Annotated in this window: 23 protein-coding genes and 1 tRNA gene; 9 read left to right on the forward strand and 15 right to left on the reverse strand. The window is 38.7% G+C overall.

Going from position 1 to position 26,187, the window contains the following annotated elements:
* The coding region (locus tag IQ215_RS09815) for an alpha/beta fold hydrolase (RefSeq protein WP_193801134.1) at nucleotides 1–1,781 on the forward strand (1,781 nt) is incomplete at its 5' end.
* 87 nt (nucleotides 1,782–1,868) lie between these two features.
* On the opposite strand, the gene aspS is transcribed toward IQ215_RS09815, so the two are convergent.
* The 5 genes from aspS to IQ215_RS09840 all read right to left on the reverse strand — a co-directional run bounded on the left by aspS (nucleotide 1,869) and on the right by IQ215_RS09840 (nucleotide 7,158).
* Nucleotides 1,869–3,653 (reverse strand): aspartate--tRNA ligase, encoded by a 1,785-nt coding sequence (gene aspS / locus IQ215_RS09820; protein ID WP_193801135.1) that lies wholly within the window; start codon nucleotides 3,651–3,653, stop codon nucleotides 1,869–1,871.
* A 260-nt stretch (nucleotides 3,654–3,913) separates the two neighbouring features.
* Nucleotides 3,914–4,312, reverse strand: coding sequence for a pre-16S rRNA-processing nuclease YqgF (locus IQ215_RS09825; protein ID WP_206688571.1), 399 nt, complete (start codon nucleotides 4,310–4,312; stop codon nucleotides 3,914–3,916).
* An 88-nt stretch (nucleotides 4,313–4,400) separates the two neighbouring features.
* Complete coding sequence (locus IQ215_RS09830; protein ID WP_193801136.1) at nucleotides 4,401–4,625, reverse strand: indolepyruvate ferredoxin oxidoreductase subunit alpha; 225 nt, start codon at nucleotides 4,623–4,625, stop codon at nucleotides 4,401–4,403.
* Nucleotides 4,626–4,955: 330 nt separating this feature from the next.
* A complete protein-coding gene (locus IQ215_RS09835; RefSeq protein ID WP_193801180.1) occupies nucleotides 4,956–5,477 on the reverse strand; it encodes an adenine phosphoribosyltransferase in 522 nt (173 codons plus the stop codon).
* 169 nt (nucleotides 5,478–5,646) lie between these two features.
* Entirely contained in the window at nucleotides 5,647–7,158 is a 1,512-nt protein-coding gene (locus tag IQ215_RS09840) for a phosphomannomutase/phosphoglucomutase (protein ID WP_193801137.1), read from the reverse strand.
* Between the two features lie 113 nt (nucleotides 7,159–7,271).
* Between IQ215_RS09840 and IQ215_RS09845 the strand changes: the two genes are divergently transcribed.
* Complete coding sequence (locus IQ215_RS09845; protein WP_193801138.1) at nucleotides 7,272–8,060, forward strand: E3 ubiquitin ligase family protein; 789 nt, start codon at nucleotides 7,272–7,274, stop codon at nucleotides 8,058–8,060.
* Between the two features lie 49 nt (nucleotides 8,061–8,109).
* Here the strand turns inward: IQ215_RS09845 and topA are convergent, their stop codons facing one another.
* Complete coding sequence (topA, locus tag IQ215_RS09850; protein WP_193801139.1) at nucleotides 8,110–10,761, reverse strand: type I DNA topoisomerase; 2,652 nt, start codon at nucleotides 10,759–10,761, stop codon at nucleotides 8,110–8,112.
* Between the two features lie 296 nt (nucleotides 10,762–11,057).
* On the opposite strand from topA, the gene IQ215_RS09855 reads away from it, so the two are divergent.
* On the forward strand, nucleotides 11,058–11,624 hold the full coding sequence (locus IQ215_RS09855; protein WP_193801140.1) for a Uma2 family endonuclease: 567 nt from the start codon (nucleotides 11,058–11,060) through the stop codon (nucleotides 11,622–11,624).
* A gap of 34 nt (nucleotides 11,625–11,658) precedes the next feature.
* On the opposite strand, the gene IQ215_RS09860 is transcribed toward IQ215_RS09855, so the two are convergent.
* A complete protein-coding gene (locus IQ215_RS09860; RefSeq protein WP_193801141.1) occupies nucleotides 11,659–12,795 on the reverse strand; it encodes a glycosyltransferase in 1,137 nt (378 codons plus the stop codon).
* A gap of 374 nt (nucleotides 12,796–13,169) precedes the next feature.
* Here IQ215_RS09860 and clpB point away from each other — a divergent pair, with 374 nt between their 5' ends.
* A complete protein-coding gene (gene clpB / locus IQ215_RS09865; protein WP_193801142.1) occupies nucleotides 13,170–15,761 on the forward strand; it encodes an ATP-dependent chaperone ClpB in 2,592 nt (863 codons plus the stop codon).
* An 88-nt stretch (nucleotides 15,762–15,849) separates the two neighbouring features.
* Here the strand turns inward: clpB and IQ215_RS09870 are convergent, their stop codons facing one another.
* Entirely contained in the window at nucleotides 15,850–16,230 is a 381-nt protein-coding gene (locus IQ215_RS09870; protein WP_193801143.1) for a phosphomannose isomerase type II C-terminal cupin domain, read from the reverse strand.
* A gap of 27 nt (nucleotides 16,231–16,257) precedes the next feature.
* Nucleotides 16,258–16,659 (reverse strand): DUF4359 domain-containing protein, encoded by a 402-nt coding sequence (locus IQ215_RS09875; protein ID WP_193801144.1) that lies wholly within the window; start codon nucleotides 16,657–16,659, stop codon nucleotides 16,258–16,260.
* A gap of 64 nt (nucleotides 16,660–16,723) precedes the next feature.
* On the opposite strand from IQ215_RS09875, the gene IQ215_RS09880 reads away from it, so the two are divergent.
* A tRNA-His gene (locus IQ215_RS09880) sits at nucleotides 16,724–16,796 on the forward strand.
* A gap of 97 nt (nucleotides 16,797–16,893) precedes the next feature.
* Here the strand turns inward: IQ215_RS09880 and IQ215_RS09885 are convergent.
* On the reverse strand, nucleotides 16,894–17,256 hold the full coding sequence (locus tag IQ215_RS09885; RefSeq protein WP_193801145.1) for a hypothetical protein: 363 nt from the start codon (nucleotides 17,254–17,256) through the stop codon (nucleotides 16,894–16,896).
* A 39-nt stretch (nucleotides 17,257–17,295) separates the two neighbouring features.
* Here IQ215_RS09885 and IQ215_RS09890 point away from each other — a divergent pair, with 39 nt between their 5' ends.
* Nucleotides 17,296–17,574 (forward strand): DUF6439 family protein, encoded by a 279-nt coding sequence (locus IQ215_RS09890; RefSeq protein ID WP_193801146.1) that lies wholly within the window; start codon nucleotides 17,296–17,298, stop codon nucleotides 17,572–17,574.
* 17 nt (nucleotides 17,575–17,591) lie between these two features.
* Here IQ215_RS09890 and IQ215_RS09895 read toward each other — a convergent pair whose 3' ends face one another.
* Entirely contained in the window at nucleotides 17,592–18,044 is a 453-nt protein-coding gene (locus IQ215_RS09895; protein ID WP_193801147.1) for an ATP-binding protein, read from the reverse strand.
* A gap of 417 nt (nucleotides 18,045–18,461) precedes the next feature.
* Between IQ215_RS09895 and IQ215_RS09900 the strand changes: the two genes are divergently transcribed.
* Entirely contained in the window at nucleotides 18,462–19,658 is a 1,197-nt protein-coding gene (locus IQ215_RS09900; protein WP_193801148.1) for a GTPase family protein, read from the forward strand.
* 245 nt (nucleotides 19,659–19,903) lie between these two features.
* On the opposite strand, the gene speA is transcribed toward IQ215_RS09900, so the two are convergent.
* From speA to IQ215_RS09915, 3 genes are read right to left on the reverse strand one after another with little or no spacing between them, the layout of a single operon-like run.
* Entirely contained in the window at nucleotides 19,904–21,829 is a 1,926-nt protein-coding gene (gene speA / locus IQ215_RS09905) for a biosynthetic arginine decarboxylase (RefSeq protein WP_193801149.1), read from the reverse strand.
* A 57-nt stretch (nucleotides 21,830–21,886) separates the two neighbouring features.
* Nucleotides 21,887–22,915: a 23S rRNA (adenine(2503)-C(2))-methyltransferase RlmN gene (rlmN, locus tag IQ215_RS09910; protein ID WP_193801150.1), complete on the reverse strand. Its 1,029-nt coding sequence runs from the start codon at nucleotides 22,913–22,915 to the stop codon at nucleotides 21,887–21,889.
* 4 nt (nucleotides 22,916–22,919) lie between these two features.
* Nucleotides 22,920–23,453 (reverse strand): SH3 domain-containing protein, encoded by a 534-nt coding sequence (locus IQ215_RS09915; RefSeq protein ID WP_193801151.1) that lies wholly within the window; start codon nucleotides 23,451–23,453, stop codon nucleotides 22,920–22,922.
* Between the two features lie 675 nt (nucleotides 23,454–24,128).
* On the opposite strand from IQ215_RS09915, the gene IQ215_RS09920 reads away from it, so the two are divergent.
* Both IQ215_RS09920 and IQ215_RS09925 read left to right on the forward strand, forming a co-directional pair.
* Nucleotides 24,129–24,902 (forward strand): LmeA family phospholipid-binding protein, encoded by a 774-nt coding sequence (locus IQ215_RS09920; RefSeq protein ID WP_193801152.1) that lies wholly within the window; start codon nucleotides 24,129–24,131, stop codon nucleotides 24,900–24,902.
* Nucleotides 24,903–24,937: 35 nt separating this feature from the next.
* Complete coding sequence (locus tag IQ215_RS09925) at nucleotides 24,938–25,549, forward strand: GerMN domain-containing protein (RefSeq protein ID WP_193801153.1); 612 nt, start codon at nucleotides 24,938–24,940, stop codon at nucleotides 25,547–25,549.
* Nucleotides 25,550–25,558: 9 nt separating this feature from the next.
* On the opposite strand, the gene IQ215_RS09930 is transcribed toward IQ215_RS09925, so the two are convergent.
* Entirely contained in the window at nucleotides 25,559–26,149 is a 591-nt protein-coding gene (locus tag IQ215_RS09930) for a peroxiredoxin (RefSeq protein ID WP_193801154.1), read from the reverse strand.
* Between the last annotated feature and the right edge of the window lie 38 nt (nucleotides 26,150–26,187).

A 26,187-nucleotide genomic window follows, 5' to 3' on the forward strand; every position in this document is an offset into this window, starting at 1 on the left:
TCATCTCCCCCCAGAAAGAGATGAGAATCTCCCCATCCCCCGAAGACGAGGAAGAAATTCCCACCTTTAAACCCACTAATCACCAACCTATCGCCTTTATTTTATCAAGTCCGCGCTCAGGTTCAACCCTCCTACGAGTGATGTTAGCAGGGCATCCCGACTTGGTTTCCCCCCCCGAATTACATCTACTACCCTTTGCCACCATGGAGGAAAGACAACGGGAATTAGAGTCATCCCACCTCGGAGAGGGGTTAATTCGCACCGTCATGGATTTAAAACAAATTAGTGCCGAAGAAAGTGAAGCATTAATTAATCAATGGGTAGAGGAAAATTTGACCATCGCCCAAGTATATGAAATCCTACAGTCTCTCGGCGAAAATCGTATTTTAATCGACAAATCGCCCACCTATGCTAATAGCAAAAACACCCTTTATAACGCAGAAAATATTTTTTCTCAAGCTAAATATATCCACCTAGTTCGTCACCCATATTCTGTTATTGAATCTTTTGCACGGATGAGAATGGACAAATTATTAGATATAAAAGACGCAAATCCATATAAAATTGGCGAAAGCATTTGGTATAAAAGTAACAATAATGTTAATAAATTTGGTCAATTAATAGATAGTAATAAAATGTTGACTATTTACTATGAAAATTTAGTTACTAATCCTGAAAAGGAAATGCAAAAAATCACGAAATTTTTGGGAATTAAATTTAATAAATCATTATTAAATCCCTATGAAGGGGAAAGAATGACCGCAGGATTATATAAACAATCCATGTCCGTAGGCGATCCTAATTTTAATAGTCGTAAAACCATCGATCCTAACTTAGCCAATCACTGGAAAAAAGTTCAATTACCCATTCTATTAAACCCTGCCACCCGACAATTATCAGAACATTTTGCCTATGAATTACCCCATGAATTAAAAACTATAGAAACCCAAGAAAAATATCTTAAAATTAGAGATTTAAACCTTTGTTATAGTAGTTGGGGTCATGAAAATAATCCTCCCCTCTTTATTACCCATGGTATTTTAGATCAAGGATTAGCATGGGAAAAAGTAGCCCAAAACTTAGCTAAAAAAGGCTACTACGTCATTGCCCCTGATTTGCGAGGTCATGGAAAATCTGACCATAACAGTTTAGGATGTGCTTATAATTTGCTTGATTTCGTAGCAGATTTAGACTGTTTAATTAATGAACTATCTAAAGATAAAAAAATAACTTTATTAGGTCACTCTTTTGGTTCGATGATAACTGGAATTTATGCCAGTATGCGTCCTGAAAAAATTAAACAATTGTACCTTGTTGAGCCGATTTTACCCGCAGAAAATAAAGGTAATCAAGACATAGAAAATATTAGTAGTCAATTAAATAACCTGCTCAATGTGCCTTCACTGCCCGTATTTGAAACAGTGGAAGTAGTCGCCCAAAGACTGCAAACCACCGCCCCCAATATGGACAAAGATTTTGCCCTCAAACTTGCCCAGAGGATGACTAAACCTGTGGATGGTGGGGTAACATTCACCTATGCGCCTCCCTTAGCAACGAGAGTAGGGGTTGGTTTTAACAGTATTCCCCGTAGTCAATACCTCCAACTGCTATCCCGCATCAGCGCACCTATTACCCTAGTATATGGTGATAATAGTTCCTTTAATCGTCCTCAAGATTTGGAGGCTCAAAAAACAGCCATGGCAAAAGCTCAAATTTTCACCCTCTCAGGAGGGCATAATCTACACCTAGAAAATCCTGTCAATCTGGCGGATATTATTTAAACACTACTTCGATGTTATCTAATGATGATACTTTTACCAGAAAAAGTAGTGACAAGATAAACCCCCAAAATTGGGGGAATAAAACTATTAAGATTTAGGCTTAAAAGTAGAAGCAACGTGTAATTCTTTTAGTTGCTTATTATCAACCATCGAAGGTGCTTCAGTTAACAAACAACTAGCTTGTTGAGTTTTGGGGAAAGCGATAACATCCCGGATAGAATCCTCTTTTGCCAATAACATTACCAAACGATCTAAACCGTAGGCAATACCACCATGGGGAGGTGTACCATATTCAAAGGCTTCGAGGAGAAAACCGAATTTTTCTTGGGCTTCTTCCATCGATAAACCAATGGTTTTAAATACCTTCTCCTGTACTTCTCGTTGATAAATCCTCAGACTACCCCCGCCGATTTCAATGCCGTTTAAGACTAAGTCATAGGCTAAAGCCCTAGCGGTGGCTAAGTCGTCCAAATCTTCGGGGTTAGGGGCAGTAAAGGGATGGTGTAAGGCTTCGTAACGGTTTTCGTCCGCATTCCATTCCACCATGGGAAATTCGGTAATCCAAACGAGGTTAATTTTATCCTCATCAATTAAGCCCAATTGCTCTCCTATTATTAAGCGTAAACGATCTAGGGATTTATTGACCGTGGGAGTATCTCCCGCGCCAAAGAGGAGAAGATGCCCCGGTTTTGCCCCTGTGCGGGTGAGTAATTCTTGTTTTTGCTCTTCACTCAAGTTATCTTTGATAGCACCAATGGTGTCGATTTCGCCGTTATCCCTAACTCGAATGTAGGCGATACCTTTTGCCCCTGCGATGGTGGCTTCGGTGAATAAGTCTCCACCCGGTTTAATTCTGACGTTGGATATTTTGTCGTTGCCTTGGGGGATGGGTAATACTTTGACGATACCGCCGTTTTTAATTGCCCCTGAAAATACTTTGAATCCTGAATTTTCCATGATGTCGGAAACATCTACTAATTCTAATCCAAAACGGGTATCGGGGCGATCGCACCCATACTTATCCATTGACTGCGCGTAGGTTAGACGGGGGAAGGGGCGTGGTAAATCAATATTTTTGACAGTTTTGAAGATATGACAGATTAAAGCCTCGTTAAGCTCAATTATCTCGTCTTCACTCATAAAACTCATTTCCATATCCAACTGAGTAAATTCGGGCTGTCTATCGGCTCTCAAATCCTCATCACGGAAACAACGGGCAATTTGATAATAACGGTCAAATCCTGACACCATCAACAATTGTTTAAACAACTGGGGAGACTGGGGCAGGGCATACCATTGTCCTTCGTTTACCCGAGAAGGTACTAGATAATCCCTCGCCCCTTCGGGGGTGGATTTGGTTAAGACGGGGGTTTCGATTTCCATAAAGTTTTCTTGATCTTCGAGGAATCGGCGCATGGCTTTTACTACCTGATGACGTAGGGTTAAGTTGTTGGTCATCCGATGTCTTCTCAAATCCAGGTAACGATATTTAAGCCTTAAATCTTCCCTAAGATTTTCTTCTTCGGTGGACACTTGGAAGGGCAATTGCTTACCAACGGCGTTTAATATCTCGATTTCGGTGGCATAGATTTCGATTTCCCCTGTGGGTAATTTGGGGTTAAGGGATTCGGGAGGACGTTGGCTGACGGTGCCAGTGATTCTAACTACATATTCGTTACGCAAAGTATCAGCATTTTGGTATGATTGGGGAGTACGTTGAGGATCACTGACTATTTGCACAACCCCGGTGCGATCGCGCAGGTCAATAAAGATTACACCACCATGATCCCGACGACGATCAACCCAACCGCAAACGGTGATAGTCTTGTCAATATGTTCTCGGCGCACTTCGCCACAATAGTTAGTTCTCATAATTTTTTATATAAATTTCAATATGGAAATTATCTTGGGGATGTTAGTTTTATAAGGATTAGATAGCCCTAAATGTTTTGTAAAAATACTAAGTTATATTCCCTTTTATTTAGTCAAAAGGCAAGGGAAAATCATATTTTTACTACTTGAATAAAATTTAACCATCGTTCATTATCCATTGTCCATTGTTCATTGTCCAGACAAACCTACCATCATACTAAAATTTTGTCTTTAATGATAGGGGCGTTGTCAACCTGATACTAAGGATTTTGCGTCTGCCAATATCTCTCAATCAAAATCACTGCTACAATATCGTCGATAGGTTCAGGAGGTATTCTTAAACCCAGAGGAATTAACTTTCCTAACCCTCGAGGGGGATTAAATACCCAATATCTTTCTTTTGCTTCTAGGGAACTATTTTTTTCGTCCACGAGGACAATTGATAGGTTTATATTATCTTCTAACTGTGTCTTCCATTGCTTAGAGGTGGTTTGATTACCCATTACCAGCAGTGAAGGGCTATATTTTGCGATTAAATCTTGGATAAAGGCGATCGCCCTTGAGGAATCCACCACAGATCTAAATAAGATTTCCTTATAGTTGTCCACCACCGCTAAACCACATTTATCCCTACCCGGATCAAAACCAATAATCATCATAAAATTGAATAATAAGCTAGAAGTGAGCAAAACCTTCAGATATGCTTCCCCCTTATTAAGGGGGTTAGGGGGATCAAATTTCCCCAAATTAAGACATTTTTTGTAACTCAGGACGCTCTTCAGGAAGGATAGCACCCTCTACAGGGCAAACTTGAATACAAATTCCACAATCAATACAGGTATCAAAATCAATCCAATACCAATCTGTACCTTTGACATTCTTACTCTCTCCCTCATGGATACAAGCAACTGGACAAGCTGAAACGCAGTCTGCGATTCCTTCGCAAACATCTGTCACAATGGTATGGGGCATTTTTGTTTCCTCAATTTTGCTTATTATTTCTTAACAATTATATCATTTAAGGGAATAGGGAACGGGGAACAGGCAATAGTGATAATTTTTTTGAATATGATGTTAAGCAAAAAAAAGATAATTAGTTTTTGGTTTGAGGTATCAGGTATAAGATTCAAAAATTTAGAAAAACTCTATGTTAATTAACGGTTTTATTTTCACTTCCTCAATAACCTAATAAAAACTTTTCGTATTTTTAATCTGCCACCTGCAACCTGTCACCTAAAACCTGTACGGACGTACCATGGTACGTCCCCTACCATACTGACAACTATTATCCTAGACTTTAAATTAATCATATTCAACCAAAGTAACCATAGGTACATCAGGCAACAAACTACGGCCATTCAAACCCTTCAACTCCACAATAAAACCGAAACTAACCACATCACAACCAATGCGAGTTAATAAATCCGCCGTCGCCTTAGCCGTGCCACCAGTGGCAATGACATCATCAACAATCATCACTTTAGCCCCCTCATGGACAGCATCTTGATGCACTTCGAGGGTATCTGTGCCATACTCTAAGTTATACTCGATGGAATGCACCTGAGCAGGTAACTTACCTTTTTTGCGCACAGGAATAAAACCTACTCCTAACTGGTAAGCTAAAGTCGGGGCAAAAATAAACCCCCTTGATTCAATTCCTACAATATATTCTGGTTTATCATCAAGATTGTGACATTGATTAGTTAATTGATCAACCACATGGGTTAATCCTTGAGAATCTCTTAAAAGAGTAGTAATATCACGAAACATAATACCTGGTTTAGGGAAATCGGGTATGTCTCTAATGAGTGCCTTTAAATCCATTAATGTATAAACCATAAATAATTTTTAACAAACAAAATTTTACCCTAAATCAATCACTTGTTAATGAACTAATTTTGGTTAAGATAAAGGAACTGCTCAAAAAATATCTACTTCCTATCTCATAATTACTAAAAAATTGTTATTGACAACTTGACTTAGGTTAAGAAAACTATTTTTCTAAAGCTGAAAATGATTCCAAGAAAGTAAATAATCGAGTAGTAATCTTTTCTAATCCTCCTTTAACATTCGACTCAATATTAATAGGAATGACGGGATCATGAAGGGATAAACGTAACAAAAACCAACCTTTTTCCTGTTCAGATAGACAACGAATTCTCACCCCTTCATAATTATTGGGAACAATTTGCCAGTCATCTTGTTGATCAGCAAATATTTTTAATTTTTCAATAACATCATTGCCATATTCTTTAAAATTATCTACTTTTATTGTTAGTCTAATTTCTTGACTTTCTAAGGGTTCTTCTAAATTGTTAATTAAGTCACTTAAAGATTTATTTTCTAACTTTAATTCTGCTAATTTTATTAATAACTTAGTAACTAAATAAGCTCCATCATCAAGAAAATAATTTTCCTTCAAAGCCGCATGGCCAGACGTTTCAATGGCTAACCATGACTCTATGTTTTCATTATTCAACCTTTGAGCTTCATTTATCACATTTTTATAACCCCGTTTAAAACGATGGTGTTTGCCTCCTAAATTCTGTTCAATAAATTTAGTTAAACCCTCTGATGTAATAGAGTCGGTGACTATGGTAGATTGGGGATGCTCTTGTAAAATAATGGTTGAAATTAAAGCAATTAAACGGTTACGATTTAACTCTTTTCCTGTGTTATCAACGGCGGCACTTCTATCCACATCAGTATCGAAAATGATACCAAAATCTGCTTTATTTTTAACCACTGCTTCACAAATAGAATTCATGGCTTCTTGGTTTTCAGGGTTAGGAATATGATTAGGGAATGTGCCATCAGGTTCTAAAAATTGACTTCCTGTAATGTCTGCCCCAAGGGGTTTTAATACTTTTTCGGCAAAAAATCCTCCTGCCCCGTTTCCTGCATCAACTATGATTTTTAAGTCTTTGAGGGGGTATTCAAAATGTTCTGGATGATTAACAGATTTTCTTATTTGTACAACAAATAAGTTTGCATATTTGGCCATAAAATCATAATCAATTATCTGGCCTTTTGGGGTAGTAGAAATAAAGTTATTTTCTTGGGCTATGGTTAAAATGTCTGTAATATTTTGTTTTTCTAAACCTCCTTGTTTGCTGAAAAACTTTAACCCATTACGATTAAAAGGAAGATGACTAGCAGTAATCATAATAGCGCCATCGCAGTTTAATTCGGTATCAATGGTACTCATAAACATGGCTGGGGTGGAAGCCATTTCAAAGTTATATACTGTTACCCCTAATTCACTGATGGCATGGCAAATACTTTGAGATAAAGTTTCCCCTGATAAACGACTATCTCTACCGATAGCAATGGTTAATTGTGATGGTTTTTTGTGTAGATTTTGACTTAGCCATTGACTAAAACTTTTTCCTAGAATTTTAATTATTTCTGGGGTTAAATTAACTTTTTCTCCTTCTATTCCTTCTAGGGCAACTCCTCTTATATCCGAGCCATTTTGTAGTTTTTTCCAAGTTTCTTTTAGCATTGTATTGGTGTTTGTTATTTTTTATTACAAAGACTTTTTTGTTCAGTTTAACTGTTACTTTGTGAAATACAATTAATATGGTTTATTTTTAAGGTTATTTTTATATTTTTACTATGGGTATTTTTGGATTTATTTTAGTGGCGATCGCCCTTATCTTATTTTTTGTCAAACAGGCACAAGCAAAAAGCCATGGAAGCCTACTCTCTGCAAGATTAACAGACATCAACGAATTACACACTACCTGTGACGCTATTACCCAAGAGATTGGGGGGGGTAATTGGCGTGATTATGTGAAACTGTGGGGAAAAATTAGCGTCGATGAGCCTTTAATATCGGAAATCAGACAAGAGCCATGTGTTTATTATCGTATGCTAGTACAACGGGAGTATGAAGAAAAAGTGCGATCGCAAGATAGCGAAGGAAAAACCATCGAAAAAACCGTCAGAAAATCTGAAACCATCACTCAAAACCAGCGCTCAACCCCATTCATTTTAGAAGATAAAACAGGCACAATTACCATCAATCCTCAAGGTGCAAAATTTGACACCATCAAAATAGTAGATGAATTTAGAACAGAACAACCAGCGGGGGGAATGCTTCAATTTGGTAATTTTTCTTTCTTAATTAGAAATGATAGTTATAACACCCATACTCTCGGTTATCGTTACCAAGAGTTCATTTTACCCATTAATCGAGAAGTATTAATTTTGGGGAATGCCAGTGATGAAACAGGGGAATTAAGAATAACAAAACCGACCAATAATGAACCTTTTTTAGTTTCTTTAAAAACAGAAGAAGAACTTAATTCAGATTATGAAAACAATCAAAATTTACTTCAATATGGAATGATTGGTTGTTTTATTTTAGGAATAATCTTAATATTATTCGATATTATTTCCTAACCAAAATATGGGGTTAGCCGTGTAATAAATCACACAGCAAGTAAATATATCAACCATCCTCAGTTTTTTTCTTACGAGTGGTGGTTTTTTTTGCGGTGGTCTTCTTTTTAGTAGTAGTGGCCTTTTTCCTCGTGGTAGTTTTCTTTTTAGCGGGGGCTTTATCTTTCAACAACAACAAAGCCTTATCTAAACTCATACTCTCCGCGGTTTCCCCTTCGGGTAATTTAACATTAGTTTTACCATGCTTGAAATATACCCCATAAGGGCCATCATAGATATTGATGGGTTGATCATCATCGGGATGATTACCCAATTCCCGTAAAGGTTTCTTGGCACTTCCTGCACTGCGTCCCCGGCCCCTTTTGGGTTGGGCAAGAAGTTCTAAAGCTCTTTCAAGGGAGATGGTTAACAGATCGTCTTCTTTTTTTAGGGAACGATAATCCTTACCATCTTTACCCTGATCATGGACTACATAGGGGCCAAAACGACCTAAACTAGCTTTGACGGGTTTTCCCGTGTCGGGATGTTCACCGAGGGTACGGGGTAAGGAAAGGTAAGCCAAGGCTAAATCAAGATCGATGTCTTCTAAGGTTGTGCCTTTGGGAAAAGAAGCGGTTTTTGGTTTTTTGGCTCTGCCTTCGGGGGTGTCTCCTAGTTGCACATAGGGGCCATAGCTACCGATTAGCAGATAGATGGGTTTTTCAGATTCGGGATGATGTCCGAGGACTTTGGGGCCTTCGATTTTTTGTTTTAACAACATCTCCACCTGTTCGGGGTTGAGATCGGAGGGGGTGAGTTCTTCGGGGATGGAGGATTTGACTACGTCTTCTCCCCTTTGGGCTTCTAGGTAAGCGCCGAAACGTCCTATTTTGACCTGTACATCGAGGTTTTCAAGGGCGATCGCCTTTGCCTGACTAGGATCGATTTCTGTTTCCCTTGTTTTAACTTGGTTTTGTAATCCTTGATCTCCTAGATAGAAGTTTTTGAGGTAGGGAATCCACTGCTCTTGGCCGGCGGCAATTTCATCAAGGCTTTGCTCCATTTTTGAAGTGAATTTGGTATCCACTAATTCCTCGAAGTTTTGTTCTAACAAACTAACCACGGCAAAGGCGGTAAAGGTGGGTATGAGGGCTTTAGAGCGCAGTTGGGCATAACCTCGATCAATGATGGTGCTGATAATACTGGCGTAGGTACTAGGACGGCCTACCCCTTCGGTTTCGAGGGTTTTGACTAGGGATGCCTCGGTATAACGGGCGGGGGGTTGGGTTTGGTGGTTGACTACGTCTAATTCTTTGCAGTCGGGGCGATCGCCCTGTTTTAAGTTAGGCAAAATAACCTCTTGGTTTTCGAGCGCCGCTTCGGGATCGTCTGAACCTTCCACATAGGCACGGAAAAAACCAGGGAAATCGATCCTTTTACCCGAGGAACGAAAAACCGCATCTTCTACCTGAATATTAACGGCGATTTGGGTCAATCTCGCTTCTGCCATTTGAGAAGCAACGGTACGTTTCCAGATCAGGTCGTAGAGCGCTAATTCTCGATCTTTTAACCCAGTTTCCTTGGGAATGCGAAAGGTATTACCCGCAGGGCGGATGGCTTCGTGGGCTTCCTGAGCGCCTTTGGCTTTGGTTTTATACTGTCGGGGTTTAGAGCTTAAATATTCTTTGCCGTACATTTGTTCTACACAGCTACGGGCAGCGGCGATCGCCTGATCCGATAGATGTACCGAATCGGTACGCATATAGGTAATGTAGCCATTTTCATATAGGCTTTGGGCAATGCGCATGGTATCCCTTGCCCCTAGTCCTAGTTTGCGGTTAGCCTCCTGTTGCAGGGTGGAGGTGGTAAAAGGGGCGTAGGGTTTTCTGGTGGTGGGTTTTTCCTCGGTATCGGTAACCGTCCAAGGTTTGCCGTCTAATCTGTCCTTAAGGGCGATCGCCCCTTGCTCATCTAAAACCGTTACTTTTTTTCCCTTAATCAACTTACCCGTATCGGGATCAAAATCGCTTCCTGTAGCCAGTTTTTGCCCCGCCAAGGTGCTTAATTTCGCCTCAAAGTCAATTTTTTCATGGTTTAACAAAGCCTTCAAATCCCAATAGGAAGCACTATTAAAAGCCCTTCTCAACCTTTCCCTTTGCACCAAAAGACGCACCGCCACCGATTGCACCCTTCCGGCCGACAAACCACGGGCAATTTTTTTCCACAACAAAGGAGAAAGGGTATAACCCACCAGCCGATCTAAAATACGACGAGTTTCTTGGGCATGAACCAAATTTTCATCAATATCTCGGCAATTAGATAACGCCTTTTGAATCGCTTCCTTGGTAATTTCATGGAAAACCATGCGTTTAATAGGTACTTTGGGTTTGAGCAACTGTAACAAATGCCAACTAATACTCTCCCCTTCCCTATCTTCATCCGTCGCCAGAATCAACTCATCGGCACCATTCAACAGTTTTTTTAACTCCTGTACCTTTTTATTTTTCCCCTTAGGAATTACATAAATAGGCTCAAAATCATTTTCCACATTTACCCCCAACCTTGCCCAATCAAACTGTTTATACTGGGCAGGAATTTCCTCGGCCGAAGATGGTAAATCTCGGATATGCCCCATGGATGCTTCAACAATGAAATCCTTGGGTAGATAGTTACGGATGGTTTTTGCTTTGGTTGGCGACTCGACGATGACAAGGGTTGACATAGATAATTATTTAATCTCTCTCAATTGCTACTATACCTATATTTTTATTATTAGCATAGTATGGGATTTGTGATTTGTTTTGAATCACCATAGAAAATCATTTACCAAAACACTATGTTAATTAATTTTCTCGTTGATTAACCCGCTAAGATAGTCTCATTTTTTGATCCACAACCTGAAACCTCAATCAAACTTAAAACTTTCATGAATAGGTATTTTATTTCAAAAGAACATGCTATCAAAAGAACATAGATTAATTAGTTACAATAAAAAAAATATTAGGGGTATGATTAACGATGGTTCAATCTTTAGGAAAAACCTACTCCTTTGATGAGTATTTAACTTTTAGCGATGGTACAGATAGCAAGTATGAATTAGTTAATGGAGAATTGATTTTAATGCCTACTGCTATTGGTTTTCATGCTTTGATTTTGCATTTTATTTTTAAATTATTTGAAAAAGAAATAGAGCGACTAAAATTAGATTTTAAAGTAATGCCAGGCACAGTGGGAGTTAGAACAGCGGAAAATAAATCAAGAATTCCAGACTTAACTATTTTATCATCTCAACAATGTCAAGAAATTCGTCAAATGAAAACGGCAGTTTTAAACAGCGCACCTATCTTAGCAGTGGAAATTGTTAGTGCCAATAATAAACAAGATGATTACCGTTACAAACGTTCGGAATATGCCGTTAGGGAAATCCCTGAATATTGGATTATTGATCCAGAATTAGAAAGGGTTTCTATTTTAATATTAATAGACGGTTTTTATGAGGTAACAGAATATCAAAAAAATGATCTCATTAAATCGACCTTATTTCCCGAGTTAACTGTTAAAGCTCAGGATTTTTTTGCCCTATAAATTGATTTTTTTCACCTAACACCTAAGCTCCAAATTAAGCCGCTAAAAGATCTTTATCAGAGGAAGATAGCACCCCTTGATAATAGTTTTGTAATTGACGGGTAGCAGCCGCCCAGCCCCATTTTTCGGCTTCTAAACGAGCATTTTGCCTCAATGCTTCTCTTTCGTCTTTTTGGGCTAATAATCTTTGGGTAGCGGCGATCGCCCCTTGAGGATCATCAGGTTCAAACATATAACCATTTACCCCATCGGTGACAATATCAGGAATCCCGCCCTTTCTAGCGGCCACCACAGGGCAACCAGCCGCCATGGCTTCGAGTAACACTAAGCCGAGGGTTTCGGTGGAAGAAGGGAATATAAAAGCATCGGCGGAAGCATAGGCTTCTCCTAACTCCTTACCATGAAGATAGCCCACAAAATTGGTATTTGTACCCGCAAAAAACTGCTCTAATTCCGCCCTAGCCGGGCCATTACCCACAATAGCCAACCTTGCATTGGGGATACTTTCTAACACAGGTTTAATTTTGTCAATTTCTTTTTCTGCCGATACCCTACCTACATATAATAACAGCGGATCATCAGGATTACCTTCAGAAAGGCGATCGCGCATATCCTTAGATACTAAACTAGGGTGAAATGAATCGGTATCTACGCCCCTTTGCCACAAATCAACCCTTTCAATACCATGATTTACCAACTCATTAACCATTGCCGTGGAAGTACACAAATTTAATTGGGCTTGATTATGGGCTAACTTCAATAACTCCCATAATAATCCTTCCAAAGCACCCACATTATAATGATGGAGATATTGCGGTAAATGGGTATGATAGGAAGCTACTAGGGGAATATCTAATTTTTTGGCGTAATAGATACCCCCAACCCCCAACACCGCAGGATTAACTACATGAACTAAATCAGGCTTAAATCTTTGTAATGCGAAACGAATAGAAGGATTAGGAATAGCCAATTTTAATTCAGGATATAAAGGCAAAGGAATCCCTTTTATACCATTAATTTTTGCTCCTTTATACTCCTTCAATCCACCTTCAGGAGAGAAAATCAACACCTCATCTCCTTGTTTTTGTAGATGTTCAACGGTATGTTTTAAACGGGTAACAATACCATCTACTTTCGGTAAAAATGTTTCAGTAAATAAGGCTATACGCATACAAAAAAAGAGCTAAATTATCAATGGTTAATTTAACTCATTACTATATCGTAATTTATGCGCAAATCCATAGATGATATTCATTGACAATGGATAATTGTATTTTTGTCTATTTTTTTGATATTTCTAGTATGCCCAAACTAATGATATTTGTAATGTTTGATTTGTTGAGCAGATCTTCATTATTTATTGTCAATTCTCTATTTTCCATTATTCATGTAGGGAATTCCGTCCTATAATAGCTCATCTATGCCAGTAAAATTAAATTAGGGTGAAATCAGGCAAAGGGTAGGAGAAAATAATGGGATTTGTTAATTGTTTCATACCTGAAACCTCAATTATCACTCAACCTTATTTTTATTTTTATACAGAAAATGCAACCCAATAACCCACAACAATTCACCGAAAAGGCTTGGAGTGCGATCGCACGTACCCCAGACATAGCCAAAGAAAACAACCATCAACAGATAGAAACAGAACACCTATTTAAGGCATTATTAGAACAAAAAGGACTTGCTGTTAGTATTTTTAACAAAACCGATGCGAGTATCAGTCGTTTACAAGATAAAACCGAACAATTTATTAACAGTCAACCTAAAGTTAAAAACATCGGTGAATCAGTCTATTTAGGCAGAGCATTAGATCGTCTTTTAGACCAAGCAGAAAATTATCGCAAGGAATTTAAAGACGATTTTATCTCCATAGAACATATCATCCTAGCCTATGCAAAAGATGACCGTTTTGGTAAGAATTTATTAAAAGAATTCAACCTAAATGAAAACAAACTCAAAACTATTATTAAAGAAATTAGAGGAACTCAAAAAGTGACCGATCAAAACCCCGAAGGGAAATACGAATCTTTGCAAAAATATGGACGAGATTTAACCCAATTAGCCCGAGCAGGAAAACTCGATCCTGTCATTGGTCGTGATGATGAAGTACGCCGTACTATTCAGATACTTTCTCGCCGCACCAAAAATAATCCCGTATTAATCGGTGAACCGGGGGTAGGTAAAACCGCCATTGTGGAAGGACTTGCCCAGCGTATCATTAACCGTGATGTACCAGAATCATTGTTAGATCGTACCCTCATCGGCTTGGACATGGGGGCGCTCATTGCAGGGGCAAAATATCGAGGGGAGTTTGAAGAAAGACTGAAAGCCGTTTTAAAGGAAGTCACCGAATCCGAGGGTAATATTATTCTTTTCATCGATGAAATCCATACCGTAGTCGGTGCAGGGGCAACCCAAGGGGCGATGGATGCAGGAAATCTCCTCAAACCCATGTTAGCCAGAGGCGAATTACGTTGTATTGGTGCTACTACCCTTGATGAATACCGTAAGTATATCGAAAAAGATGCAGCACTGGAGAGACGTTTTCAATCGGTATTTGTGGGCGAACCCAATGTAATCGATACCGTATCTATTTTACGAGGTTTAAAAGAGCGTTACGAAGTCCATCACGGGGTGAAAATTGCCGATAGTGCTTTGGTGGCGGCGGCGATGCTTTCGGATAGGTATATAAGCGATCGCTTCTTACCTGATAAAGCCATTGATTTGGTGGATGAATCAGCCGCTAAATTAAAGATGGAAATTACCTCAAAACCAGAGGAATTAGACGAAATTGATCGCAAAATTTTACAGCTAGAAATGGAGCGTTTATCCCTCAAAAAAGAGGATGATTGGGCTTCTATTGAAAGGAGACAAAAATTAGAGCAAGAATTGGCAAACTTGAAGGAAAAACAAAGCTCTTTTAATGCTCAGTGGCAGAGTGAAAAAGAAATCATCGATCAAATTCGTACCCTGCGCGAATCCCTAGAACAAATTAACGTGGAAATTCAACAGGCCGAAAGAAATTATGATTATAATAAAGCCGCAGAATTACGTTATGGCAAACTAGCTCAAGTGCAAAAAGAGTTAGCAAAAAAAGAAGCCCTCTTGAGCGAGAAACAAACTAGCGGAAAATCCCTGTTACGGGAAGAAGTGGAGGAAGCCGACATCGCCGAAATTATCTCGAAATGGTCGGGTATTCCCATCAGTAAACTGGTAGAATCAGAGAAAGAAAAATTATTACACCTTGAAGATCAACTCCATGAAAGGGTAGTAGGTCAAGAAGAGGCTGTAACGGCGGTTTCTGAAGCCATACAGCGTTCCAGGGCAGGGTTAGCAGATCCCAATCGTCCTACCGCTAGTTTCATCTTTCTAGGGCCCACAGGGGTGGGCAAAACGGAGTTAGCCAAAGCCCTTGCCCAGATTTTATTTGACACCGAAGATGCGATCGTGCGTATTGATATGTCAGAATATATGGAAAAACATACCGTATCCCGTCTCATGGGAGCGCCCCCAGGATATGTGGGCTACGAGGAAGGAGGACAACTCACCGAGGCGATTCGCCGTCGTCCTTATTCTGTGGTACTGTTTGATGAGATTGAAAAAGCCCATCCCGACGTATTCAATGTGATGTTACAAATCCTTGATGATGGAAGGTTAACGGATTCCCAAGGGCGCACGGTGGATTTTAAAAATACTATCATCATCATGACCAGTAATATCGGTTCTCAGTATATCCTTGATTTAGCTGGGGATGATGCCCAATACGAAACCATGCGCACAAGGGTGATGGATGCCATGCGCGATAATTTCCGTCCTGAGTTTCTCAACCGTATTGATGAAATTATCATTTTCCACAGTCTCCAAAAATCTCAGTTACGCCATATTGTCAATTTACAGGTAAATCGTTTACGGGAAAGATTGGGCGAACAAAAACTATCTCTCGATATTGCTGATGAAGCGCTCGATTTTCTTGCCGACATTGGTTATGATCCTGTATATGGCGCTCGTCCCCTTAAACGGGCAGTACAAAGATACCTCGAAACTGCGATCGCCAAGGCTATCCTCAAAGGAGAGTTTAAGGAGGGGGAAACAATCCATGTCACTGTAGAGGATGAAAGATTAGCCCTTAAATAACTTCAGTTCGAGATAATTATGGATAGGTTTTAGATTGCAGATTAAATTTCTCTAAATTATTAGAGAATGAAAGAAAAAAGAATAATTGTCAATTATTCTCAGCATCTTCAAAACGAATAATATCATCATCCCCCAAATATTCCCCATTTTGAATCTCAATCATCACTAGAGGGACAACCCCCGGATTTTCCACCCGATGACGGATACTCATAGGTACATAGGTGGATTGTTTTGGTAATAGTAACCTTTCTTCCCCGTTAAAAATAACCTTCGCTGTACCAGCTACCACTACCCAATGTTCGCTACGATGATAGTGCATTTGGGTACTAATATGATGACCCGGTTTAACGGTAATACGATTAATGCGATAATAAGGCCCTTCTTCTAAAAGAGTAACTGTACCCCAAGGAGGATTACGGGTGTATTCTGCCTGTTGTGCTTCTTGATCTAGCTTAGTATTTTCCGCCATAATTAGTCATTTTTTACAATACAATCGTTAATTCTGATCATATAGTTGATCTACGTTTAAGACATAAAAATTATTAAACACACCAATGGTTCTAAATTGGTAAAGGTAGAGGTTGGTTTCATAAATACTCAAAAGCATATAGTTTTTTCTTTGGGTTGTCTCTCTTACTACCCTTGGAATCTGTCTTTTCCCCGCTTCTACCATCATATGACATACTTGACTCTTAAGGACTTGATCTAATGCTGGCGCCCCTGCTTGACAAAGGTTTTCTTTGGCGTAAAGGGATAATTTTTCTTCGGCAAATTCTTCATATTGTCTTTGATTGGGGTTGGTAAACATCAAGATTCCCCCAAAAATAGCCAAAATTGTGCCACTAACAATGGCAATGGTGGATAGGGGAAGACTTTTTGATGGGGAAAGATGGTTCATAAAAAAAATGGCAAGTTACCTAGACTATTTTAATGTTTTTATGTTATAATGTATAACCGTGATGGCGAGCGTGGCCAAGTGGTTAAGGCAGCGGATTGTGGTTCCGCCATTCGTGGGTTCGAGTCCCATCGTTCGCCCTTTTTATGTTTAGTGTTTTCCTCGGCTCGATTATAGCATTTTTTAATTTAGCCTATTACATATCTTTACGGGGAATATGATTGGGGTAAATTTTACTTAAATGCTAAGGGTTTTAAGTATCCAACCAATGATGATGCCTAATCCTCCAAATCTAATTATCTGCCAGAAGGGTTCTTTTAAACTACTCCACTTGAATAATTCGCTCTCGAGTCTTACTTCTATTTCTTCTAATTCTTGGTTAATTAGTTGAATTTCACTTTTGATGGAGTTTTGAGGGTTTCTTTTCAGTTGTTTTTCTAGTTCTTGTTTTTCTGTTTCTAGTTCTTGCTGACGATTTTTGTCGGTTTCTACCTGATGGTAACGTTCTTTTAGTCGGGCGATCGCACTTTCTAACTCAAAAATAGCGGCACCGAGATCAAAATCATCATGGTCAGTGGAGGAGGTTTGATGGTCAGACATTCTACAATAAAAAATAAACGACCCATTAAATTGTACAACATGACTATCTCATCAAACAGTAAAACCATTACCGAATTAACCACCCTCGAATTAGCCCAACTTTTGGCAGAAAAAATGACCATTAGTTCCTATGATTGGCATAAGCAAAAAAATAACCGTAAAGCCCAAGCAGGGCAACAATTAGCTTCTAGTTTAGTATTCCTGTTAAACAATCAACCAGAAGAAGCCCTCGAACGAATTAATCAAGCCCAAGGATGGTTAAATAAAACCATTAATCCTTTACCATGCCCTAGCCATGGCGATCGCCATAATTCCTAAGACTCAAAAAAAATCCCCTAAAAAGCGGAGGAGGCTTTGCGGGGAAAGTAATGATGATGTACTTGTTTACAAAGTTTTACTTGAGTACCCTGTTTATTCCATAAAACTCGGTCAAAAATATGATGCAACATACATAAACCCCGACCATTTTCCGCCTCCTCTGGGGGCAAATGTTCTGCCTTTGAGCCACATTCACACTCACAAAAACCAGCCCCTTGATCACAAATCAACCAAGAATACTCCCCTTTATGATAGGAAAACTTCACCACAACGGGCTTACTAGGATCTAAACCATTACCATGTTTAGCCGCATTGACAAGGGCTTCTTGTAAGCCTAAGCGAATTTCTGGATGGAGTTCTTCAGGAATATTTGTCAATAATAAATCCAACACAGGACAGAGATAGAGGGTTGAAGGAAAACTGACGGTTCGCCATCGCCCAAAATGAAGGGGTTTTGCCATGGAAATCATACTTTTTATCTCCCGATAATTGATTGAGCAATCTGTGATGTGAGTTGATGTCAGTAACAATGACGGGGATTTAATCCTTTTTGTTGTCCGAACCGATGAAGAGGTTGTAAAAATCTTGCTAACATAATAAATCCGTAAATTTTATGCCTAAGGCAATGGGTTAAATGGTAAAAGTTAACTTTTATTAATTTAGGTAAACAAGTTTATTTTAACTTTACCTTTAATAATATTTTATAGTTTTTTGCTGGATTGTTGGGTTTTTTATGTAATTTTACTTATATTTACATAACTATTATATCACACTTATTAACCCGATAATTCATTGATAATGTGGGGGTTAATGGTAAAAAATCTTAAAATTGTTAATGAAGATTCCATGAAAATTTATTTAATCTTGGTTCGTGAGGAAGTTTGTCCATGAAGTTTCAACCGATAAAACGTATTGCTAATAAAACCATTAATTTATTTCGAGTTGATGAAGCTCAGGTTGCTGAAATTTTGGAATCGGTGCGATCGCAACTTCCCACCACCGAAGCCCTCCTGATTGGCAAACCCCAAGCAGGTAAAAGTTCCATTGTCAGGGGATTAACGGGAGTAGGGGCAGACATTGTGGGGCAGGGTTTTCGCCCCCATACCCAATACACCGAAAGATATGCTTATCCTTCCGAGGATTTACCCCTGTTGATTTTTACCGATACTGTGGGTTTAGGAGATGTGGAAAATAATACCGAAGCGATTATTGAAGAATTAAGCCAAGAATTAGATCAAGAAACAGGTAAAGCAAGAATAATTATCTTAACCGTTAAAATCAATGATTTTGCCACCGATAGCCTCAAGCAAGTGGCTTTAAATCTGAGGAAAAAATATCCCCAAATACCTTGTTTGTTGGCGGTGACTTCCCTTCATGAATTATATCCTGTGGATGTGGAAAATCATCCTCCTTATCCTCCCGATTTAGTAGATGTAAAAAGGGCTTTTGAGGAGATAAAAAATAATTTTGTAGGTTTGTACGATCGCACCATAATGATTGATTTTACCCTCGAGGAAGACGGTTATGATCCTGTATTTTATGGTTTAGATACCATGGTGGATAATTTGGCGCAGTTGTTGCCCGAAGCTGAATCGAAAACTATTTATCAACTCTTAGACGAAAAAGCAGGTTCACAATTAAGCCATGTTTATAAAGAGGTGGCTAGACGTTATATTCTTTCCTTTTCCATCATCGCCGCCACCGTGGCGGCCGTACCCCTTCCCTTTGCCACTATGCCTGTGCTAACTGCCCTAGAGGTTTCTATGGTAGGACTTTTAGGACAATTATACGGTCAAAATGTGACTGTTTCTCAGGCTGGGGGGATTGTAAGTGCGATCGCTGGGGGATTTTTGGCCCAAGCGGTAGGGAGGGAATTAATTAAGTTTATTCCGGGCTTTGGTAGTGTGGTAGCGGCTTCCTGGGCAGCCGCCTATACCTGGGGTTTGGGAGAGGGCGCTTGTGCTTATTTTGGTGATTTGGTGGGGGGCAAAAAACCAGATCCTGACAAGATTAAAAAGGTGATGCGTAATGCTTTTCAGGAGGCAAAGGAAAGGTTTAAAAATGCTTCCAAGGATGATTATTAATATCAAGTTCGCAACATTCGTTATAGATAGATTCTATCTCCCGAGTTGCCCCGCCGTGGAAACAATTAACAATTGATAATTGACAATTAAGACATACCATGGTGTATCCATACAGGTTGCAGGGGATGGGGAGTATGGAAGATGGGGAGTATGGGAGATGAGGAGTAAGAGTAAAATAGTTCAATTATTCATTGTCAATTGTCAATTATTCACGCCTTTACAAGACTCTAAATTTTATCCCGAACTCAGGTTAAATAAGTATAACTCCTAAGGTTATGATCATAGTTTTTCAGTAACAATTGTGATTGCTCAAGGGTTAACTTATTCTCCCTTAAAGCATTTTCCGTAAGACGGCGTAACCTTTCTTGTAGCTCATCAGATTTATATTCTACATATTCTAAAACATTAGCTACATTATCTCCCTTCACAATGTATTGTAGTTGATAATTATCATTTTCATTAGCTAAATGAACCACATTTATATCACCAAAAAGATTATGTAAATTACCCATGATTTCTTGATATGAACCCACTAAAAACATTCCTAAATAATAAGGTTTATATTGTGGATTTTTTTCATTATTATTAATGTTTTCTAACTTGTGTAATTCCAGACTTTTTTTAATGTCTAATAAGTCAATAAACTTATCTATTTTGCCATCACTATCACAGGTTAAATCCGCTAAAATCGCTTTTTCTGTGGGTTTTTCATTCAAGCGATGGATAGGCATGATGGGAAAAAGTTGATCAATTGCCCAAGCATCAGGCGCTGATTGAAAGACGGAAAGATTGATATAGTAAGTAGAAATCATCAAGTCAGCTAATCCTTCTAAATCATCACTGACATAGGCTTGATGTTTCATGATGTTATAGATTTTATGACCACAAGCCCAGTAAATTTGTTCTGCCCTAGCCCTTTGAGTAAGGGTAAGATAACCAAAGTTAAATAAACTAATCGCTTCGTCTTTGAATTGCACCGCATCATGGTACATTTCTTGATAGTTTTCTTCGTCAATGGATTCGTAGGTTTCCCAAAGATTACGGATGAGAAGATGTTCTTTTTCTTTGACGGGTTCGGGTAATTTATAAGGGGGAGTGTTGCTGTTGACCACATTAAAGATTAACACGGAATGATGGGAAGCGATCGCCCTTCCACTTTCACTCACCAAAATAGGGGGATGAATATTAGCCTCATCGCAACAGTCTTTTATCCCTGCCACAATATCGTTAGCATAGTTTTGCATATTGTAATTTTTAGAGGCATAAAAGTTGGTTTTCGAGCCATCATAATCCACGGCTAAACCCCCGCCTACGTCCAAATACTTCATCCCTGCACCCATTTGGGTAAGTTGTACATAAATTTGCCCTGCTTCCCTGATAGCGTCTTTGATGACGGCAATGGAGGAAATTTGTGAGCCGATGTGGAAATGAAGTAATTTTAAACAGTGTAATAAGTCTTTTTCTTGGAGAGTTTTATATACTGTTAAAATCTCAGGAATTGTTAAGCCAAATTTTGCTTTTTCCCCTGTGGAATTACCCCAATGTCCACTACCTTTTGTTTTTAACTTTGCCCTCACCCCAATTTGAGGTTTCAGGTTTAATTTTTCTGATAATTCAAGGGTGATAAAAAGCTCTTTTATTTGTTCGACAACGATAATTAAATTATGTCCTAATTGTTGAGCTAAAAGGGCAGTTTCTAAATATTCTTTGTCTTTATAACCATTACAAATTAATAAAGTTTCCCCTGTTTTATCAATATCAAGGGTGGCTAGGGCAATCATTAATTCTGGTTTTGAGCCGACTTCTAAGCCAAAATGATAGGGTTTTCCATAATCTACCAAGGCTTCTACTAATTGCTTATGTTGGTTACATTTTACGGGATATACTCCCCTATATATATTAGGATAATCGTAACGGGCGATCGCCTCTTGCATACATTGATGTAATCGGGCTAATCTATCAGCCAAAATATCAGAAAAACGAATTAATAAAGGTAAATTAACATCCCTTTTTTTGAGGTTTTCTACTAATTCAAATAAATCTAATTTTTTCTCATCTCCTCGGGGGGATACGGTGACGTTACCAGCTTCATTAATGTCAAAATAAGGATGCCCCCATCCTTCAATATGATATAGCTCAGAGCTATGGGCGATCGACCAATTTTCTGTCATTCTCGATTTGTTTTTTTGTGCAAAAGGTCTTTATATATAATTGTCAATTGTCCATGGTTAATTGTCAATTTTTCTCGATTTATTACTACGCAACTGCCCACAGGCGGCATCAGCTTCTAAGCCACGGGAATAACGCACACTGACGGCGATTTTTTGTTGCTCTAGTATCTGGGTAAATTGTTTAATTCTCTCGGGGCTAGGGCGCTGATAATCAGCTTCGGAGATGGGGTTATAGGGAATTAGATTCACATGGGTTTGAAAGCCCCTTATTTGCCTTGCTAATTCATGGGCATTTTCGGGTAAATCATTTACCCCTGAGAGTAAAATATATTCAAAAGTTACCCTTCTGCCCGTGGTGTTTACATATTCCTTACAATCGGCTAACAGTTGACTGAGGGGATAATGCACCGCCCCCGGGATTAAACTTTCCCTCAATTTTTGGTTGGAGGCGTGAAGACTGACGGCGAAGGTAATTTGTAGTTTATGTTCAGCTAATTCGATGATTTTGCGAGGTAAACCCACGGTGGAAACCGTTAAGTTACGAGCGCCTATACCCACATCTTGATTAATAGATTGAATGGCTTTGACAACTTCAGGAAGGTTTAATAATGGCTCACCCATGCCCATAAATACCACATTAGAAATCCTTTGATTAAAGTCTTCTTGGACTGTTAAAATTTGGTCAATAATTTCATGGGCTTGGAGATTGCGGGTAAATCCTTCTTTACCTGTGGCACAAAAATCACATCCCATAGCACAACCTACCTGAGAGGATACACACACCGTTAAACGTTTGGCGGTGGGAATGCCTACGGTTTCAATAATTAAGCCGTCTTTGAGTTTTAAAAGATACTTTTTTGTACCATCGGAGGCTGTATTGTGATAGTCTATGTGCGATCGCCCGATGTCCTGATTTTGATTTTCCTCGCGCCACTGTTTAGGAAAAACAGTAATATCTAAAAGTGACCTTGCCCCTTTTTGGTATAACCATTGATATAACTGCTTTCCACGATAAGATGGTTGCCCTTGTTGTTGTACCCAGTCGGTCAATTCAGGCAAAGATTTACCTAATAATACTTCCGTCATCAATTTAATAACAATCTAAATAATTAGCATTTACCCATCCCGTACGATTATTAACCGCACTATTAGGGCCATTAATCACAGTCACTAAATACCAAGGGCTATTACCCCTAATATATTGAACCGTATTACCGTTATTCAAACCTGCAAAGGATTCTCCCCCAGGGGAATGTCTTACAGCTAGTTGTCCTGTCCTAATATTAGTAACATAACATAGTCCAGCCCTAACCCCTGATCCTCTCTGTACATTTTCAAAGCGGATTTGACTATGGTGAATGTACCCTGTTGTACCACAGGCATCGGTTACATACCAACCGTTATTTTCTCCATAGATATTAATAACTCTAACGTTTCTGACTCTACAGATGATTCTACCATTGGGGGTTGCTCTTACGTTAGAAGGAGGGGCATTTACTACGGCTCGGTTATTTTGGGCGAGGGCGGGGGCGTTGGGTTTTATTCCGTAGGGTATGGTTAAACTGGCGAGGGCTGTGGTGGCAATAACTAGGCTTTTGATGGTTGTTGACAATATTTTATTCATGACCATAATTTCTCCTAATCGAATGGATAAAGTTAGTTATTATGGCTAATTCTTGAAAAGAGAAATAAAATTTTTATACGGTTAAAATCAGTAATGTCTTTAATTGATTTATTGACAGTTTTTTTATTTATTTAATCCTTGACTTTCTCTTAAGGAAGTTTTAGAAATAATAACAATTACTTTTTGTTAAAATATAGGTAATGTTTTTATTTTCAGGTTAATTACCCATACTATCATTTTACCATTTAAGTATTTTAAACAGCATAAATATTTTATTTTATTAACATTTTTTTAACAATTTGAATTATTAATAAAAGTAACAATAATTTTAACCAGAGAAATCTTATATAGTGTTATGGGGGAAAGATTTCCATGGAAAATATTAAATTATTAATGAATGGCATTGCACGGGTTATGGTGTGAAATATAGTTGAATTACACTAAAAACTAAAAGTTCTAAATATCATAACCGTTCCCTATTTCCTTCCTCAACGAGAAATCATAGCTAAAATCAGCAACGCCGAATGGATAATACTTTAAAGATTGATCAAATTAGCTGTAGTGAAATCGGGCGATCGCCCTTAAGAAAAGATAAAATGAAAATATTGATTTTTCCACCATGGTAGGGATACCATAAAGAAAGTTTTATGGTAATACTTTTTTAGTCAAAAAACAATGGAATTTTTTATTAGCACCCTAACAATTTTTACTACCCTGATGTCATCGGGAGGATTTATTATTGATAGGGCTTTTAGTAATGCCATTAAACAAAATTCCGCATCGGTAGAACAAATAGAAGTTAGGGTAGAAAATGTACCAACCCATAATATTATCAAAGGGGAAATCGATAGTATTAAATTAGCAGTAAGAGGGTGGGGGCTAAGGGAACATTTTCGTTTAGATGTATTCGAGCTAGAAACCGATCCTCTCAAATTTGATTTTAGTCGTATTCGAGAAATAAACGCAGAAAATTGGCAAGAAATTGTTCAAAGTGATATTAATCTCGGTATTCGTACCGTTTTAACCGAAGACGATCTTAATGCCATGGTGCGATCGCCCCGAGCCTTAGAAATCATCGCTTCATCCATTCCCCCATCATCCCCCGAAGGTTTTGAACTAGAAGAAGTTAGTCTTAATTTACGTCCTAATCAAAGAATAAGATTAAATACCATCGCCCGATCACAAACCCCGGGAGTAAGAGTTGATTTTAGTATTGAATTTGGCATAGAATTAATCGGCACAGAACGTTTAAGAATTGTTGAACCCGTGGGAACATTCAACGGCCGCCCCATATCAGAAAGACTACTACAAGGTTTTACGGAAAATTTTAATATGCGCCTAAATCTTAACGCCTTACAACGTTTTGGAGTAGTTGCCCGACTGCTACAAGTAGATATAAAAGATGAAGATATAGGAATAACCGCATTAATTCACGTTCCTAATCGTTAAAATTAGTTCAATGATAATTATTTAATTTTAATATTATGGCAGACCAAAACCCTAAACCCTTTTCCTCCCTCAAAAATACCATCATTACAGGTAGTGTAATCTTAGTTTTAGGAACAGCAGGAGCATTAATTGCTTATAATTCTCTCCATAAACAAACAAATCCCATATCCAATAATCCAGATATTGTAGAGCCTGACAACCCCACCCCCCCAGTACAAATAGAAGAAGGACAACGGGTTAATCTTTATTGGTTAAATGAAAACTTAGAAATTATCCCTCGCACAACGGATTTACCCAAAGCCCAAACCCAAGAAGAAGTATTAACCAATGCTTTTGATACCCTGTTACAAGGTTCTGATGGAGAAGACTTTAGCGCTATTCCCGAAAATACCCAATTAGTTAATTTAGATGTAAAAGAAAACGGAGTTTATGTGGATTTATCCTCCGAATTTACCACTGGGGGCGGCAGTGCCTCTATGATAGGACGCTTAGGACAAGTTATTTATACCGCTAGTAGTTTAAACCCAGAAAGCCCTGTCTGGTTGAGTGTGAATGGAGAACCCTTAGAACTTTTGGGGGGTGAAGGCTTAGAAATTGAACAACCCATGACCAGGGATTTGTATGAACAACAGTATGGCATAGAGTAGATAAGACCATTAATTTTTGGTCGCAAAATAAGATTTAGACTTGACGGGATCGTTAACCATGGTTTTGTCCCCTTCTTGCCAGTCGATGGGGCAAACTTCATCTTGATGGGATTGTACATATTGAATGGCTTTTAATACTCTGAGGGTTTCATCTACGCTACGACCAAAGGAAAAGTTGTTGACGGTCATATATTGAATGATGCCTTCAGGGTCAATAATGAACAAACCCCTCAAAGCAATTCCCGCTTCAGGTTCTAGGACTTCGTAGGCGGTGCTAATCTCTTTTTTAAGGTCAGATACCAAGGGGTAGTTTATGTCCCCGATGCCCCCTTGTTTTCTTTCGGTTTGAATCCATGCTAGGTGGGCAAATTCGCTATCTACCGATACTCCGAGTATTTCTGTGTTGAGAGAGCTAAATTCTTCGTGGCGATCGCTAAAAGCAATTATTTCGGTAGGGCAGACAAAGGTAAAATCGAGGGGATAGAAAAATAAGATAACATATTGGTCGAGATAATCGGACAATTTCAAGGTAGCAAACTCTTGGTCAATCACCGCTGTTGCCATAAAATCTGGTGCTTTTTGTCCCACTCGAATTGTCATAATACTATTTAATTTATCTATTTTTCAGTTTTTATTTT

The organism is Cyanobacterium stanieri LEGE 03274 (genome assembly GCF_015207825.1).
In the GTDB taxonomy this organism is placed as follows: Bacteria; Cyanobacteriota; Cyanobacteriia; order Cyanobacteriales; family Cyanobacteriaceae; genus Cyanobacterium; species Cyanobacterium stanieri_B.

Excerpts from the sequence above, each read along its gene's own strand:
- clpB (WP_193801142.1), top strand. The coding sequence starts at position 13,170 with ATGCAACCCAATAACCCACAACAATTCACCGAAAAGGCTTGGAGTGCG.
- IQ215_RS09870 (WP_193801143.1), bottom strand. The coding sequence starts at position 16,230 with ATGGCGGAAAATACTAAGCTAGATCAAGAAGCACAACAGGCAGAATAC.
- IQ215_RS09885 (WP_193801145.1), bottom strand. The coding sequence starts at position 17,256 with ATGTCTGACCATCAAACCTCCTCCACTGACCATGATGATTTTGATCTC.
- IQ215_RS09930 (WP_193801154.1), bottom strand. The coding sequence starts at position 26,149 with ATGACAATTCGAGTGGGACAAAAAGCACCAGATTTTATGGCAACAGCG.
- topA (WP_193801139.1), bottom strand. The coding sequence starts at position 10,761 with ATGTCAACCCTTGTCATCGTCGAGTCGCCAACCAAAGCAAAAACCATC.
- rlmN (WP_193801150.1), bottom strand. The coding sequence starts at position 22,915 with ATGACGGAAGTATTATTAGGTAAATCTTTGCCTGAATTGACCGACTGG.
- IQ215_RS09855 (WP_193801140.1), top strand. The coding sequence starts at position 11,058 with ATGGTTCAATCTTTAGGAAAAACCTACTCCTTTGATGAGTATTTAACT.
- IQ215_RS09890 (WP_193801146.1), top strand. The coding sequence starts at position 17,296 with ATGACTATCTCATCAAACAGTAAAACCATTACCGAATTAACCACCCTC.
- IQ215_RS09920 (WP_193801152.1), top strand. The coding sequence starts at position 24,129 with ATGGAATTTTTTATTAGCACCCTAACAATTTTTACTACCCTGATGTCA.
- IQ215_RS09915 (WP_193801151.1), bottom strand. The coding sequence starts at position 23,453 with ATGAATAAAATATTGTCAACAACCATCAAAAGCCTAGTTATTGCCACC.
- IQ215_RS09860 (WP_193801141.1), bottom strand. The coding sequence starts at position 12,795 with ATGCGTATAGCCTTATTTACTGAAACATTTTTACCGAAAGTAGATGGT.
- speA (WP_193801149.1), bottom strand. The coding sequence starts at position 21,829 with ATGACAGAAAATTGGTCGATCGCCCATAGCTCTGAGCTATATCATATT.
- IQ215_RS09830 (WP_193801136.1), bottom strand. The coding sequence starts at position 4,625 with ATGCCCCATACCATTGTGACAGATGTTTGCGAAGGAATCGCAGACTGC.
- IQ215_RS09835 (WP_193801180.1), bottom strand. The coding sequence starts at position 5,477 with ATGGATTTAAAGGCACTCATTAGAGACATACCCGATTTCCCTAAACCA.
- IQ215_RS09875 (WP_193801144.1), bottom strand. The coding sequence starts at position 16,659 with ATGAACCATCTTTCCCCATCAAAAAGTCTTCCCCTATCCACCATTGCC.
- IQ215_RS09825 (WP_206688571.1), bottom strand. The coding sequence starts at position 4,312 with ATGATGATTATTGGTTTTGATCCGGGTAGGGATAAATGTGGTTTAGCG.
- IQ215_RS09895 (WP_193801147.1), bottom strand. The coding sequence starts at position 18,044 with ATGATTTCCATGGCAAAACCCCTTCATTTTGGGCGATGGCGAACCGTC.
- IQ215_RS09845 (WP_193801138.1), top strand. The coding sequence starts at position 7,272 with ATGGGTATTTTTGGATTTATTTTAGTGGCGATCGCCCTTATCTTATTT.
- aspS (WP_193801135.1), bottom strand. The coding sequence starts at position 3,653 with ATGAGAACTAACTATTGTGGCGAAGTGCGCCGAGAACATATTGACAAG.
- IQ215_RS09840 (WP_193801137.1), bottom strand. The coding sequence starts at position 7,158 with ATGCTAAAAGAAACTTGGAAAAAACTACAAAATGGCTCGGATATAAGA.
- IQ215_RS09925 (WP_193801153.1), top strand. The coding sequence starts at position 24,938 with ATGGCAGACCAAAACCCTAAACCCTTTTCCTCCCTCAAAAATACCATC.
- IQ215_RS09900 (WP_193801148.1), top strand. The coding sequence starts at position 18,462 with ATGAAGTTTCAACCGATAAAACGTATTGCTAATAAAACCATTAATTTA.